Genomic DNA, 14906 nt, shown 5'->3' with positions numbered 1-14906 from the left:
CGGTGCCGGATAGAATCGGACACCATCATGGCTTCCTCCGAGATCTCCGTGTCCGACACGTCCGGCACCGACGACGGCGACGACGCGGGGAGAGCGGTGACGCGCGGTACCGCGGTGCAGTCGGTCGACCGCGCTCTCGAGGTCCTCGAGATCGTCGCTCGACTCGGGACGGCCGGTGTCACGGCCATCGCCGACGAACTCGGGGTGCACAAGTCCACCGTCTCGCGGCTGCTGGGGGTGTTGGACGCCCGCGGCTTCGTGGAGCAGGTGGGTGAACGGGGCAAGTACCGGCTGGGGTTCACCATCGTCCGCCTCGCCGGGTCCGCGACGGCCGAACGCGACCTCGCGAAGGCAGCGCAGGGCATCTGCGACATGTTGGCCGAGAAGGTGGGGGAGACCACCAACCTCGCGGTGCTCGACGAGGACCGCGCCGTGAACATCGTCAAGGCTCGGTCCGAGTCCGAGGTCGCGCTGCGTACGTGGGTGGGCCAGGGCAGCCCGGTCCACGCCACGTCGAGCGGGAAGATCCTCCTCAGCGGACTGTCGCGGGACGAGGTACGTCGGCGCCTCCCGTCCCGGTTGGACTCCTTCACGGAGACCACGGTGACCTCGTCGACCGCGCTGGAGCAGGAGCTCGAGGCGGTGCGCTCGCGGGGCTGGGCCTCAGTGCGTGAGGAACTCGAGATCGGTCTGAACGCGGTGTCCGCGCCCGTGCGTGACCACACCGGGGACGTCGTGGCTGCGCTCAGCGTCTCGGGTCCGGCCTACCGGCTCGAACCGGACGACTTCGCGTCCGTCGCGGCCGACGCGATGAGTGCGGCCCTCGAGATCAGCCGCAAGCTGGGATACGGCGGCGACTGACACCGTGACTTCTCACAGTCTCGACGGTGAGTGTTACGAATGGAAACATACTGCAGGTATGGTTACAGAGTCCTTGACCTGATCGCCGATAGTTTCCTCGGCAGTTGGCGGTGTTGCGGTATGACCGGTCTCCACCCGCGCGGCGTGCTCGACGCACCGCCGTCGTCGGCGCTCCAGAGCGGTGTCGTCGCCGCGATCGACGCGGTGGCGCGGCGGAACCCGTCGAGTCTCGCGCTGGTCTCACCCGCCGACTCGATCACCTACGGCGAGCTCGCCGTGGCCGCCAGAAACCGCGGAGCCGCGCTGCGCCGTGCCCACGCCGGCGACCGCGTCCCGCTCGCCGTACTCGCCGACGGCTCGGTCGACGCGGTCACCTCCGTCCTGGCCGTCCTCGCCTCCGGACATCCCCTGTTCGCCGTCGACGCCGAACTTCCCGACGTGCTCCGCGCGCACGCCTGCGCGGCCGTCGGTGCCGTACCGGCCGCGTCGGTGACGTTCGATGCTCGTCGCGACGCCGTCGTGGATCACGAGGGTGTCTGGTGGGAGTCGCCCGCCTGGGATCAGGGTCTCACCGAAGCCGGCCGGCCCACCGCACTCGACACCTGGCGGCCCGCCCTCGTCGCGCTCGGTCCGGGCACGACCGGACGCGTCACCGTCACGCACGAGGAGTTGGCCGCGTCGGTGTCCGATCTCGCCGTCCGTGCGGGTCTCGCGCCGGGCACTCTCTTCGACCTGTCCCACCCGTCGGCCTCGGTCGCGGGTCTCGTCGGACTTCTGGCCGGTCTGGTCACCGGCTGCACCGTCAGCGCGCCCGGACGGGGATTTCCCGCGGCGGTGTGACGCCCGGGCCTCCGGTGCGATGCACGTCCGCGTCCGTCGGGGCACACTGTGGCGGTGACCGACGCCGCAGATCAGCCTGCACACCCGACCGTCGAGCACTCTCGGCTCGCCGAATCGCCCGGAGCACAGAGCGCCTGGCGTACCTGGGGCCCGTATCTCGCGGGCCGTCAGTGGGGCACCGTGCGCGAGGACTACTCCGAGGACGGCAACGCCTGGGAGTCCTTCCCCTTCGACCACGCCCGCTCGCGCGCCTACCGATGGGGCGAGGACGGCCTCGGGGGCATCTGCGACCGCTTCGGCTTCCTCAATTTCTCGGTGGCCCTGTGGAACCGGCGCGATTCGATCCTCAAGGAGCGGCTGTTCGGACTCACCAACGGTGAGGGCAATCACGGCGAGGACGCCAAGGAGTACTGGTGGGCGCTCGACGGAACGCCCACCCACAGCTGGATGACCTGGCTCTACCGCTACCCGCAGGCCGAGTACCCCTACGAGGGGCTGCGTGAGGCGAGCCGCGCGCGCACACGCATGGACCGCGAGTTCGAACTGGCCGACACCGGGGTGCTGGACGAGAACCGGTTCTTCGACGTGGTCGTCACCTACGCCAAGGCGTCGCCGGACGACGTGTGCATCGTCGTCGACGTCACCAATCACGGGCCCGAGGCCGCATCGGTCGACGTGGTGCCGCATCTGTGGTTGCGCAACACGTGGTCCTGGGGGCGCGACGATCGCACCGCCTCCATCGTCGACGTCACGGCGGACGCGCTTCCCGGTGACATGGCCGTGGTGCGTGCGGAGCACGGTTTTCTCGGCCGGTACCACCTCGCCGCTCAGGGTGATGCGCGAGTGCTGTTCTGCGACAACGAGACGAATGCGGTGGAGCTGTTCGGCGCCGCGGAGAACCTCTCGGCCTGGACGAAGGACGGCATCGGGCGGCGCATCGTCGAGGGCGACGAGTCGGCCGTCAATCCGGACGGCACGGGGACGAAGAGTGCGTTCTGGTACTCGCTCGACGACGTGGCGCCCGGCGAGACCCGCAGCATCCGTCTCCGGTTGAGCACCGCGGTGCCGGACTCGTTCACGTTCGGCCCCGGCTTCGACGCGGTCCTCGCCGACCGACGGTACGAGGCGGACCAGTTCTACGACCACGTCATCGGCCCGGATCTGTCCGCGGCAGACCGCCACGTCGCACGGCGCGCCTACGCCGGCCTGCTGTGGTGCAAACAGCTCTACCGCTACGACGTACGCGAGTGGGCGCAGGGTGATCCGGTGGGAGCGTCGGCGCCGCAGTCGCGACTCGACGCGACCGCCCGCAACCATGCCTGGTCGCACTTCTCGCTCGCGGACGTCGTCTCCATGCCGGACGAGTGGGAGTACCCGTGGTTCGCCGCATGGGATCTCGCCTTCCACACCATCCCGCTGGCGCACGTCGACCCGGACTTCGCCAAGGAACAGCTCGTGCTGATGTGTCGCGAGTGGGCGATGCACCCCAACGGTCAACTGCCCGCGTACGAGTGGGAGTTCGGAGACGTCAACCCGCCGGTCCACGCGTGGGCGGTGTGGCAGGTCTACCGCATCGACGGACACCGCGACCGTGAGTTCCTGGTCCGGGTGTTCACCAAGCTGTTGTTGAACTTCTCGTGGTGGGTCAACCGCAAGGACGCGGGCGGCTCCAACATCTTCGAGGGCGGCTTCCTCGGGATGGACAACATCGGGATGTTCAACCGCTCGGAGCCACTGCCTCCCGGTTTCCGACTCGAGCAGTCCGACGCGACCAGTTGGATGGCGTTCTACTGCCAGCAGATGTTCAAGATCGCGATCGAACTGGCACGCCACGACTCCGCCTGGGACGACGTCGCGACGAAGTTCTTCGCGCATTTCCTGTCCATCGCGGAGGCCGTGGGATCCTTCGGGTCGGCGCAGATGTCGCTGTGGCACGAGGAGGACGGATTCTTCTACGACGTCCTCGCCCCACCGCACGGTGACGCGGTGCCGCTGCGGGTGCGCTCGATGGTGGGCCTCCTGCCGATCCTGGGGGCCACCGAGATCCCGTCGTGGGTGCCGAAGGAGTGTCCGGACCTGACGTCTCGCTTGCGGTGGTTGCAGCACCGGAGACCGGATCTGGTGTCCCCGATGATGTCGCGCAACGACAACGGGACCTGGCGCATGCTCCTCGCCCTCGTGGATCCCGATCGGCTGCGGCGCATCCTCGAGCGCATGTTCGACAGCGACGAGTTCCTGTCGTCCTTCGGTATCCGGTCGCTGTCCGCGTCCTACCGCGACGGCGTCACGATGGAGGTCGAGGGCCGATCACTGTCCATCGAGTACGAGCCGGGGGAGTCCCGCACGTCGATGTTCGGCGGGAACTCGAACTGGCGCGGCCCGGTGTGGTTCCCCGTCAACGTGCTGCTCGCCGACAAGCTCCGCGCCTACGGTCGCTACTTCGGCGACACGTTCACCATCGAGATCCCCACCGGGTCCGGCGTGCAGCACACCCTGGTCGAGGCCGCCGAGATCATCGAGAACGGCCTCGCGGACCTGTTCCGCGTGCGCGGATCCGGTCGGCCGTCGGACGGCGATCGCATCGAGTCCTCGGACGATCCGCTGTGGTCGGAGCATCCGACCTTCAGCGAGTACTTCGACGGGGACACCGGAGAGGGGCTCGGCGCCAGCCATCAGACCGGCTGGACCGCGCTGGTCGCGCATCTTCTCAATCCCAGAGTGCCGCAACCGCCGACGCCGCCGGGTTAACGTGGCGGCATGAAGATTCGCGGAGCTGTCCTGGAAGAGATCGGCCGTTCGCGGCCGTTCGCGGAGTCGCGTCCCCTGACGGTGTCCGAGCTCGAGCTCGATCCTCCCGGTGAGGGGGAGATCCTCGTACGCATCGAGGCGGCGGGGCTGTGCCATTCCGATCTGTCGGTGGTCGACGGCAACCGCGTGCGCCCCGTCCCGATGCTGCTGGGGCACGAGGCCGCGGGCATCGTCGAGGGCGTCGGCCCGGGGGTCGATCTCGCGCTCGGCACGCGCGTGGTGATGACCTTCCTGCCTCGATGCGGTGAGTGCTCGGGGTGCCGGTCGAACGGGCGCACACCGTGCATCCCCGGCAGCGCGGCCAACAACGCCGGCACTCTGCTCGGCGGAGACGTGCGGCTGCGCCGCGACGGCGTCGAGATCAAGCACCACCTCGGGGTGTCCGGTTTCGCGACGCACACGGTGGTGGACCGCCGGTCGGTGGTGCCCGTGGGCGACGACGTCCCGCCGGCCGTCGCCGCGGTGCTCGGGTGCGCGGTGCTCACCGGCGGCGGCGCACTGCTGAACGCCGCGTCCCCCACCGAGGGCGACACCATCATGGTGGTGGGGCTCGGCGGAGTGGGCATGGCCGCGGTGCTCACCGCGGCCTCGCTCGGACTGGGCGACGTCATCGGGGTCGATTCGATGCCGGAGAAGCTGGAGACGGCCCGCGAGTTGGGCGCCACGTCCGTGTACACCCCGCAGGAACTGGCCGAGTCCGGCGTGCGTGCCCAGATCGTCGTGGAGGCCGCCGGCAACGCGCGCGCCTTCGAGACCGCTCTCGCTGCCACTGCTCCGGGCGGCACCACCGTGACAGTGGGCCTGCCGTCGCCGGACGCCCGAGCGTCGATCTCGCCCCTCACGCTCGTGGCCGAGGCGCGGACCATCGTCGGGAGCTACCTCGGGTCCGCCGTTCCCGAACGGGACATTCCGACGTACGAGCAGATGTGGCGCGAGGGCCGCTTCCCGGTGGAGAAACTGGTGTCCTCACGCATCACGCTCGACGGGATCAACCGGGCGATGGACGAACTGGCGGACGGCAAGGCGATTCGTCAGGTCATCGAGTTCGACCACTAGGCTGTCCCCGACGGTTCCAGGTGAGGGGTGAACAGGTGACAGAGGCGATACGTGTCGGAGTACTCGGCGCGGCCGGCAAGGTCGGCCAGGCGGTGTGCGAGGCCGTCGAGGCCGCGGCCGACACGGAGCTCGTCGCTCGCGTGGACAAGGACGACCGGCTCGAGACGTTCGCTGAGAACGGCGCGCAGGTCGTGGTCGACTTCACCCATCCCAGTGTCGTCATGGACAACCTGCAGTACCTGATCGGCGCCGGGATCCATGCCGTCGTGGGCACCACCGGGTTCGACGACGAGCGACTCGATCAGGTGCGGTCCTGGCTCGCGGACTCGCCCGCGACCGGAGTGCTCATCGCTCCCAACTTCGCCATCGGCGCCGTGCTGTCGATGGCGTTCGCGCAGCAGGCGGCACGCTTCTTCGACTCGGTCGAGGTGATCGAGCTGCACCACCCGAACAAGGCGGACGCGCCGTCCGGCACCGCGTACCGCACGGCGGCGCTCATCGCGGACGCGCGGCGCGCGGCGGGAGTGGGCCCGAGTCCCGACGCGACCACCACCGAACTCGACGGTGCGCGCGGCGCCGACGTCGACGGAGTGCGTGTGCACTCCGTGCGCCTCGCCGGTCTGGTGGCGCACCAGGAGGTGCTCCTGGGAACGCAGGGCGAGACTCTCACCATCCGGCACGACTCGATCGACCGCACCTCCTTCACTCCCGGTGTGCTGCTGGGCGTCCGGTCCATCGCGGCGCGGCCCGGGTTGACGTTGGGCATCGAACCGCTGATGGATCTGTGATGAGCAGCGGGAAGTCCATAGGACGGTCGGAGTGAGCAAGTATTCGCGGGTGGTCGCGATCATCGCCGTGATGGTGTTGGTTCTCGGCGTCTACTTCGTCATCCTGGGCGGGCGGGGGATCGACTTCATCCAGCTCGGCGGTCCGGTGAACATCGGGCTGGGTATCGGTGTGCTGATCCTTCCGCTGCTGGGCCTGTGGATCGTGGCGGCGACGCTGCGGGCGGGTTTTCGGCACCAGCACCTGGCCCGTCGGATCCACGACGAGAATCTCGAGCTGGACGTCGACGACCTTCCGCGCATGCCGTCGGGGCGCATCGAGCGCGGCGCGGCGGATTCGCTCTTCGCGGACGTCAAGGCGGAGTACGAGAAGTCGCCCGACGACTGGCGCACCAACTACCGTCTCGCCCGTGCGTACGACTACGCGGGCGATCGCGGGCGCGCACGCGAGATCATGCGGCGCGCCGTGGAACTCGAGCGCACCGAGAGCGCGTGACCGTCCTGCTGGTGGTGCACCACACGGTGTCGCCGCCCATGGCGGAGATGCTCGAGGCGGTGCTGGCCGGGGCGCGGGATCCCGACATCGAGGGTGTCGACGTCCGGGTGCGCCCGGCCCTGGGTGCCACGATCGCCGACGTGGTCGACGCGGACGGCATCCTCCTCGGCACTCCCGCGAACTTCGGGTACATGTCGGGTGCTCTCAAGCATTTCCTCGACACGGTGTACTACCCGACGCTCGGGTCGATGAACGGAAAGCCTTGGGGCGCCTGGGTGTACGGCAACAACGACACTGCGGGCGCGGTGCGCGCACTGTCGAGCATCGTGAGCGGATGGGGCCTCGAGCCGGCCGCGGTGCCCGTCGAGGTGACCGGGTTCGACGCCGCTGCGCGGGAACGGCTCGTCGAACTCGGTGGCACGGTGGCCGCGACGATCATGCCTGCCTGATCACTCCGGAAGGGTCAGCGGGGATGCGGGATCCGGCGCGCTCTCGACGAACGCCGGCGGGTTCGCCGTGTCGAACGTGGTGGGCAGGGTCGCGCACGTCGCGCCGGGCTCCGGGAAAGTGTTCGGATTCAGGCGCAGTGCCGAGACGAAACGGTCGATGCGCTCGTCGTCGCTGCTCTCCACTGCCAGGCGATGCCCCCACGACTGCAGCGAGATCCGGCGATCCATGCCCGGATACGGCGACATCATCAGGTACGGCTCGCCCTCCACCCGCGCGGCCAGCGCTGCGATCTCGCCGTCGTCGAGCGCTTCGGGGTCGTATGCGATCCACACGGCACCGTGTTCGAGGGAGTGCACCATGTTCTCGGTGCGCACGGCCTCCGGATAGACCACGCCGGTGCACGTCGCCCACGCGTTGTCGTGTCGACCACCCATCGGCGGTGAGAAGGCGTACGCCACACGGTAGTTCGGCAGTACGTGGTAGGCGGGCGGGTAGTCGACCACCTCGATGCCGTCGAGCGCGAGAGAGGGGTCGGGATTGTCGGCGGTGGGCACCCACTCGTCGGCCGTCGGACGTCCCTCGACGGCCCTGCCGCAGCCCCCGGCGAGGAGGGCGGCCGACAGGATCAGGGGAACGAGCGCCGACCGATGCATGATTCGAGAGTATCCGTCCGGCCGCACCGTCCTGCTCGTCAGCCGTTCCGCACCACCGCGACGACGAAGACGCGTCGGAACGGGAAGAAGGTGGTCCCGTCGGATCGTGCCGGGTAGGCCTCGGCCAACAACGGAGCGAGGTCGTCGCGGAACTCGTCCCGACCCTTCTCGTCGAGGAGGTCGAAGATCGGGGTGAGAGCGGTGCCGGAGACCCAGTCGAGAACGGGCCGGGCACCACGGAGTTGCTGGACGTACGTGGTCTCCCAGGCGTCCACGGCGCAACCCCGGGCGGCCAGCAGGTCGGCGTACTGCTCGGGATCGTCCACGGCGTTCGCGTGCCGCAGCTCGAGAGTGGGAAGTCGCGGCGCCCAGGCGTCCGATGTCGCGAGGTCCCGGATGATGCGGTGCGACGGTGCATCGAAATTGCCGGGCATCTGGACGGCGATCACGGCACCGTCCGGCAACTGGCCGGGCCAGCGCGCCAGCAGTTCCCGGTGTTCGGGCACCCACTGCAGAGTCGCGTTGGAGACGACGACGTCGGTGTCGGAGGACGGCACCCAGTCCCGCACGTCGAGCACGGTGGCGTCCAGACCGGCAGCGCGCGCGGCCGCGACCATGTCCGGCGAGTTGTCCGACGCCTCGACGGCGGCGTCCGGCCAGCGGTGCGCGAGCAACGCCGTCGCATTGCCCGGGCCGCAGCCGAGATCGGCGACGCGCCGGGGACTCCCGACAGAGATGCGTGCGAGCAGTTCGCGGAACGGACGGGTGCGCTCGTCGGCGAAGGTGAGGTAGTCGGGCGGGCTCCACATGATGGCTCCTTCGTCGGGCCGGCAAACAGTACGCTTGTACTGTTACGCACGCTACGCCGGAGTGAGCAGCACTGTCCACCGGCGCTACGGTCGCTGGACACGTGAGGGTGAGGAGGCTGCCGGTGCAGTACCCGCGATCCGGTGTGGCGTTGCTCGTCGTCGCCGCCGTGCTGTGGGGGACCGGCGGTGTTCTCGGAACCGCGCTGGGTCGCTCCGCGGACCTCCCGTCCACCGCGGTCGCCGCGTACCGGCTCGGCCTCGGCGGGCTGATGCTCCTCGCGGTCGTGGCCGCGACCGGGGGCGTCCTGCCGCGCGGCCGACCTGTGTGGCGTCGCATCGCCGTCATCGGAACACTCGCCGCGGTCTTCCAGGGTGCCTACTTCGCGGCCACCGTCACGGCGGGCGTGGCGGCCGCGACCCTGGTGACCATCGGGTCGGCTCCGGTGGTGGTCGTCCTCGTGGAGTCGCTGACGGCACGTCGCCGCCCGGCGGGTGCCGTCGTGCGGACCGTCGTCGTCGGTGTCGCGGGGCTCGGGCTGCTCGTCGGTTCCCCGGCCGACGGCGATCTGCGATCCACCGTCGTGGGCGGCGCTCTGGCGGTGGTGTCGGGCAGTGCGTTCGCGACGATGACCCTCGTCGGTCGTCGACATGCCGCGCAGGGCGACGACACCGTCGTCACCGGATGGTCGTTCGTGCTGGGCGGGGCGCTGCTCGCGGTGGCAGCGACAGCCACGGACCGCACGGCGCTGCTCCCGGTCGTGTCGGTGACGAGCATTCTCCTCGTGCTCAGCTTCGCCCTCGTCCCGACGGCTGTGGCCTACAGCGCGTACTTCCGCGGACTGCGGACCGCGGCGGCGTCGACGGCGGCGGTCGTCGCACTCCTCGAACCTCTCACCGGTACCGTCCTCGCAGTGATCCTGCTGGACGAACGACTCACGGCGGTGGGCGCCGTCGGTGCGGTGCTGCTCCTGGTGTCCGTCGTCGACGCCGGAGTGACCCACGCCCGGACGAACGCGGGCGGTGCCCATGCGTGAGCTGTCCGCGGCGGCAGCGCGTCGCACGGCCGTCGCGGCCCAGGGCTTCGGTCGAGCGCGGTCCGGTGCGGTCTCCGGCAGGCGCGCGGTGGTGGGTGTGGTGCGCTCGACGAAGTTGCTGCAGATCGATTCGGTGTCCGCGGCGGTGCGGGCGCACTACGCGCCGGTGTTCAGTCGTGTCGGCCCCTACGACCGTCAGGCGCTGGACGATGCGGCGTGGACCGACATGGCGCGATCGCCGCGCCTGCTCGTCGAGTACTGGGCGCACGAGGCGGCATTCCTGCCCGTCGCCGACTGGCCGCTGATGCGGTGGCGGATGGATCAGTACGAGCACGGTCGGTGGGGCGGCGCCGCGAGGGTCGCTGCGCGCAGTCCCGGACTGGTGGAGGACGTGCTCGACGCGATCCGCGACCAGGGGCCCGTCACCGCGCGAGAGCTCGAAGTTCTGCTGGATCGCCGGAGACCCGGCCCCAAGGGGCCGTGGTGGGACCACAGTGACGTCAAGGTGGTGTGCGAACAGCTCTTCGCCGGCGGCGTGTTGTCGGTACCGCGGCGGGAACGGTTCACGAGGCTGTACGACCTCGCCGAGCGCGTGCTGCCCCCGGACGTCGTGTCGCGACGGGTGGACGAGGTGGACGCGGTGCGTCAGCTCGTCGAGAAGTCGGCCGAGGCGATGGGGGTCGCCACGGCGGCCGACCTGCGCGATCACTACCGGCTGTCGGCGGCCCAGACCACTCGGGCCGTGGCCGACCTGGTGGACGCGGGCGTGCTGGTGCCCGTGACCGTGACCGGGTGGCGGGATCAGGCTTTCCTGCATCGAGACACCCGGGTACCGCGGTCGGTCGAGTCGGCCGCACTGCTGTGCCCGTTCGATCCGCTGATCTTCGGGCGTCCGCGCACCGAGCGTCTCTTCGACTTCCACTACCGCATCGAGATCTACACGCCCGAGCCGAAGCGGACGTACGGGTACTACGTCTTCCCGTTCCTGCTGCACGACGAGCTCGTCGCCCGCGTCGACATCCGGGTCGATCGCTCCGCCGGAGTGCTCACGGTGCCCGGTGCGTTCACCGAGCCCTCCGTCGACGCCCGCGGCCGCCGTGGCGAGGTGGCGGCGGCGCTGGCCGCGTCGGTGACGGAGATGGCGCGATGGCTGGACGTGGCCGACGTCGTGGTCGGTGACCGTGGGGATCTCGCGGCCGACCTGGGCCGCGAGGTACGCGCCGTCTCTCGATGACTCCGCCACCCCATAGTCTGTGTCGAATGTCCCAGCGTCCAGTGTCAGAGCATCGAGCCGGTGCCCCGTTGTCCGTTCAGCTCGTGGCCGCGACGTCCTTCACCCCTCCGTCGGAGGTGCCGTGGGGGACCGACGCCGACGGCGGTCAGGCGTTGGTCGAGTTCGCCGGCCGGGCCTGCTACCAGAGCTGGTCGAAGCCCAATCCGCGCACCGCGACCAACGCCGGGTATCTCAACCATCTACTGGCCGTGGGGAACTGGTCGGTGTTCGAGCACGCGTCCGCGAGTTTCTACATCACCGGCATCTCACGCTCCTGCAGTCACGAGTTGATCCGGCACCGCCACTTCTCCTTCTCTCAGCTCTCCCAGCGTTCGGTGTCCGAACGCGACGCGCTGATGGTCGTGCCTCCAGCTCTCGAGTCCGACGCGACGTTGCGTGAGTTGTTCCAGAATGCGACCGACTCGTCCCGTGCCGCGTACGACGCGTTGCTGTCCGCACTCGAAGCGGAGACCGGTGCGGACTCGCCTGCGGTCGTCGCCGGGAAGCAGGCGCGGCAGGCCGCGCGCTCAGTGCTCCCGAACGCCGTGGAGACGCGCCTGGTGATGACCGGGAACTACCGGTCGTGGCGGCATTTCGTCACCATGCGGGCCTCCGAGCACGCGGATCTCGAGATCCGACGGCTCGCGGTGGCCTGCCTGCGGCGCCTCGTCGAGGTCGCACCCGACGTCTTCGCCGACTTCGAGATCGAGACACTGGCCGACGGAACGGAAGTCGCCAGGAGTTCGTACGCGGGGGAATAGGCGGCGCGGGTCGTGGGGGTCCGGCGGCCGGACGGGGACCGGGTAACCTTCCTGACCATGACCATCGGTGACACCGCGAGGACTGTCGACGCTGCGGGGACTGTCGACACTGCGGCACGAGTGCAGACGAGCAGCACGCCCTCGCCGTTCGGTGCCGTCTCCGTCGCGATGGTGACACCGTTCACTCCGGACGGTGCTCTCGACATCGACGCCTCCGTCGCACTGGCCGCGCATCTGGTCTCGAGCGGGTGCGACAGCCTCGTGATCTCGGGAACGACGGGCGAGTCGCCGACCACGACGGATCGCGAGAAGGCCGACCTGCTGCGCGCCGTGGTCGCTGCCGTCGGAGATCGCGCTCGCATCGTCGCCGGCGCCGGTACCAACGACACCGCGCACAGCATCGAACTCGCTCGTGCCGCCGCCGACGCCGGGGCACACGGACTGCTCGTCGTCACCCCGTACTACTCGCGCCCGCCGCAGGCCGGCCTGTACGCCCACTTCGTCGCCGTGGCCGACTCGACCGATCTGCCCGTCATGCTGTACGACATCCCGCCCCGCTCGGTGGTGCCGATCGAGACGGAGACGTTGCGTCGCCTCGCCGATCATCCGCGCATCCTCGCCGTCAAGGACGCGAAGGGCGACCTCGCCGCGGGAGCCGAACTCATCGCCTCGACCGGTCTCGAGTACTTCTCGGGCGACGACCCGCTCAACCTGCCCTGGCTGTCCGTCGGGGCCGTCGGCTTCGTCAGCGTCATCGGGCACCTCGTGCCCGGCAAGCTCCGGGATCTCCACTCCGCCTGGGCCGCGGGCGACATCGCCGCAGCGCAAGCCATCAACGTCGGTCTGCTCCCGATCGTGCGGTCGTTCGCCCGACTCGGCGGCGTCACGGGCTCCAAGGCGGGCCTTCGTCTTCTCGGCATCGACGTGGGGGAGCCCCGTCTGCCGCAAGTTCCACCGTCCACCGATCAGATCGATGCTCTGGCAGCCGATCTTCACCGTGCAGGAGTTCTTTGATGACTCGACCGCCCAGGCGGCGCAGTGCCACCCGTAGTGCCGGACCGCCCGCGGAACTTCCTCCGCAGGAACAGCAGCCCGCTCCTCCTGCACCGAAGGCCGAGGCCGCGCCCGTGCAGGACGCCCCCGCGGCGCAGGCGCCGGCGAAAGCCGCTCCCGTGAAGGAGGCGCCCGTGAAGGACGCGCCGACCGGCCGCGACCGCCAGTCGGGCGGCTCGCGATCGTCGAACGGCAACTCGGGCTCGGGTGGGGGCCGCGGTCCTCGGTCGCGTCCCGCGCGCACCCCGCAGAACTCCGCTGCCATCCAGCGACCCGATGCGCGCACGGTCGTGGACAAGACGCAGCGACTCGGAGCTCCGCCCAAGGCACCGAAGAACGGTCTCCGCGTCGTCGCTCTCGGCGGCATCGGCGAGATCGGCCGCAACATGACGGTCTTCGAGCACAAGGGCAAGCTGCTCATCGTCGACTGCGGTGTGCTCTTCCCCGAGGACGCACAGCCCGGTGTCGACCTGATCCTCCCGGACTTCCGTCACATCGAGAACCGGATGGACGACGTGGTCGCCCTGGTGCTCACCCACGGTCACGAGGACCACATCGGTGCCGTGCCGTTCCTGCTGCGCCTGCGCCCGGACATCCCGGTCATCGGCTCCAAGTTCACGTTGGCGCTGCTGGCGGCGAAGTGCCGTGAGCACCGCCAGAAGCCGAAGCTCGTCGAGGTGCGCGAGGGCGAGAGCACGAACCACGGACCGTTCGAGCTCGAGTACTTCGCGGTCAACCACTCGATCCCCGACGCGCTCGCCGTCGCCATCCGTACCGATGCCGGTGTCGCGCTGCACACCGGCGACATCAAGCTCGACCAGCTGCCGCTCGACGGCCGCCTGACCGATCTCGGCGGGTTCTCGCGACTCGGCGACGAGGGTGTCGACCTCTTCCTGGTGGACTCCACCAACGCCGAGGTGCCCGGATTCGTCACGCCCGAGCGTGAGATCGGCGGTGTCCTGGACACGGTCATCGGCAAGGCCAGGAACCGCGTGATCGTCGCGTCGTTCGCGAGCCACGTGCACCGCATCCAGCAGGTCATCGACGTCGCACACCGCTACAACCGCAAGGTCGCCTTCGTCGGGCGGTCGATGGTGCGCAACATGGCCATCGCCCAGGAGCTCGGGTACCTGACGGTGCCCTCGGGTGTCGAGGTCGACATGGACACCGCGACGAAGCTCGCGGACGACAAGCTGGTCCTGGTCTCCACCGGCTCTCAGGGCGAGCCGCTCTCCGCGCTGTCCCGGATGGCGCGGGGTGAGCATCGTCAGATCAACATCCGTGCCGACGACCTGGTCGTCCTCGCGTCGTCGCTGATCCCCGGCAACGAGAACTCCGTGTTCGCCGTCGTCAACGGGCTCGCGAAGCGTGGCGCCAAGGTGGTCACGCAGCAGAGCGCCAAGGTGCACGTCTCCGGCCACGCGTCGGCCGGCGAGCTGCTGTACCTCTACAACGCGGTCCGTCCCACCAACGCGATGCCCGTACACGGCGAGTGGCGGCACCTGCGCGCCAATGCCGCTCTCGCGGTGTCGACGGGTGTGCCGGAGGAGCGCGTGGTGTTGGCCGAGGACGGCGTCGTCGTGGATATGGTCGACGGCCTCGCCGAGATCGTCGGCCAGGTGCCGGTCGGCCACGTGTACGTCGACGGCCTGTCCGTCGGCGACGTGGGCGACTCGACGTTGTCCGACCGCCTCGTCCTCGGTGAGGGCGGCTTCATCGCCATCACCATGGCCGTGGACACCACCACCGGCAAGTCCGTCGGCACTCCCGAAGTCTCGGGTCGCGGCTTCTCCGACGATCCCGCGGCACTGAAGGAAGCGGCGCAGCTGGTCGAGGCGGAGTTGGTGCGTCTCGCCGGCGAGGGTGTGCGGGACACGCACCGCATCGCGCAGTCGGTCCGCCGCATCGTCGGTCGCTGGGTGGCGGACAAGTACCGCCGCAAGCCGATGATCGTGCCGACCGTGCTCGAGGTCACGCCGAGCTGACACGGTCGCACTCGACAGGCCGGCCCCGGGGACACCCCGGCG

Annotated in this window: 14 protein-coding genes; 12 read left to right on the top strand and 2 right to left on the bottom strand. The window is 69.7% G+C overall.

Translation table 11 applies throughout. The features are described 5' to 3' along the window. Nucleotides 1-27: 27 nt before the first annotated feature. The 7 genes from HQ308_RS02185 (at nucleotide 28) to HQ308_RS02155 (ending at nucleotide 7295) form a co-directional block, all read left to right on the top strand. On the top strand, nucleotides 28-861 hold the full coding sequence (locus tag HQ308_RS02185) for an IclR family transcriptional regulator (RefSeq protein WP_037185313.1): 834 nt from the start codon (nucleotides 28-30) through the stop codon (nucleotides 859-861). Between the two features lie 120 nt (nucleotides 862-981). Continuing rightward, nucleotides 982-1701 carry an AMP-binding protein gene (locus HQ308_RS02180; protein WP_222637672.1) on the top strand — a complete coding sequence of 240 codons (720 nt, stop codon included), beginning with the start codon at nucleotides 982-984 and terminating at the stop codon, nucleotides 1699-1701. Nucleotides 1702-1755: 54 nt separating this feature from the next. Next, on the top strand, nucleotides 1756-4449 hold the full coding sequence (locus HQ308_RS02175; protein WP_222645321.1) for a glucosidase: 2694 nt from the start codon (nucleotides 1756-1758) through the stop codon (nucleotides 4447-4449). Between the two features lie 9 nt (nucleotides 4450-4458). Continuing rightward, a complete protein-coding gene (locus tag HQ308_RS02170) occupies nucleotides 4459-5565 on the top strand; it encodes a zinc-binding dehydrogenase (protein WP_056444936.1) in 1107 nt (368 codons plus the stop codon). 35 nt (nucleotides 5566-5600) lie between these two features. Beyond that, complete coding sequence (gene dapB / locus HQ308_RS02165; protein ID WP_027505103.1) at nucleotides 5601-6353, top strand: 4-hydroxy-tetrahydrodipicolinate reductase; 753 nt, start codon at nucleotides 5601-5603, stop codon at nucleotides 6351-6353. Between the two features lie 70 nt (nucleotides 6354-6423). After that, a complete protein-coding gene (locus HQ308_RS02160; RefSeq protein ID WP_197027766.1) occupies nucleotides 6424-6846 on the top strand; it encodes a hypothetical protein in 423 nt (140 codons plus the stop codon). Continuing rightward, nucleotides 6843-7295 (top strand): NAD(P)H-dependent oxidoreductase, encoded by a 453-nt coding sequence (locus HQ308_RS02155; RefSeq protein WP_308115642.1) that lies wholly within the window; start codon nucleotides 6843-6845, stop codon nucleotides 7293-7295. The genes HQ308_RS02160 and HQ308_RS02155 overlap by 4 nt, the downstream gene beginning before the upstream one ends. On the opposite strand, the gene HQ308_RS02150 is transcribed toward HQ308_RS02155, so the two are convergent. Together HQ308_RS02150 and HQ308_RS02145 are read right to left on the bottom strand one after the other, a co-directional pair. Further along, nucleotides 7296-7949, bottom strand: a complete 654-nt coding sequence (locus tag HQ308_RS02150) for a DUF3105 domain-containing protein (protein ID WP_222645320.1) — start codon at nucleotides 7947-7949, stop codon at nucleotides 7296-7298. Between the two features lie 38 nt (nucleotides 7950-7987). Continuing rightward, on the bottom strand, nucleotides 7988-8758 hold the full coding sequence (locus HQ308_RS02145; RefSeq protein ID WP_222645319.1) for a trans-aconitate 2-methyltransferase: 771 nt from the start codon (nucleotides 8756-8758) through the stop codon (nucleotides 7988-7990). A 122-nt stretch (nucleotides 8759-8880) separates the two neighbouring features. Between HQ308_RS02145 and HQ308_RS02140 the strand changes: the two genes are divergently transcribed. The 5 genes from HQ308_RS02140 to HQ308_RS02120 are packed head-to-tail and all read left to right on the top strand — an operon-like array spanning nucleotide 8881 to nucleotide 14864. Beyond that, the gene (locus HQ308_RS02140; RefSeq protein WP_027505108.1) at nucleotides 8881-9792 is read left to right on the top strand and encodes a DMT family transporter; all 912 of its coding nucleotides are present in this window, start codon (nucleotides 8881-8883) and stop codon (nucleotides 9790-9792) included. Beyond that, on the top strand, nucleotides 9785-11026 hold the full coding sequence (locus HQ308_RS02135; protein ID WP_222645318.1) for a winged helix-turn-helix domain-containing protein: 1242 nt from the start codon (nucleotides 9785-9787) through the stop codon (nucleotides 11024-11026). Before HQ308_RS02140 ends, HQ308_RS02135 begins: the two co-directional genes overlap by 8 nt. Before the next feature lie 26 nt (nucleotides 11027-11052). Beyond that, nucleotides 11053-11826: an FAD-dependent thymidylate synthase gene (gene thyX / locus HQ308_RS02130; RefSeq protein ID WP_222645317.1), complete on the top strand. Its 774-nt coding sequence runs from the start codon at nucleotides 11053-11055 to the stop codon at nucleotides 11824-11826. A 57-nt stretch (nucleotides 11827-11883) separates the two neighbouring features. Beyond that, nucleotides 11884-12840, top strand: a complete 957-nt coding sequence (gene dapA / locus HQ308_RS02125; protein WP_081821173.1) for a 4-hydroxy-tetrahydrodipicolinate synthase — start codon at nucleotides 11884-11886, stop codon at nucleotides 12838-12840. Beyond that, nucleotides 12840-14864, top strand: coding sequence for a ribonuclease J (locus tag HQ308_RS02120; RefSeq protein WP_027505112.1), 2025 nt, complete (start codon nucleotides 12840-12842; stop codon nucleotides 14862-14864). Before dapA ends, HQ308_RS02120 begins: the two co-directional genes overlap by 1 nt. The last annotated feature ends 42 nt before the right edge of the window (nucleotides 14865-14906 follow it).

Origin of the sequence: Rhodococcus sp. BP-241, assembly GCF_019836145.1 — a bacterium.
GTDB lineage: Bacteria > Actinomycetota > Actinomycetes > Mycobacteriales > Mycobacteriaceae > Rhodococcoides.
This window is presented reverse-complemented; position numbering and strand designations above follow the sequence as displayed.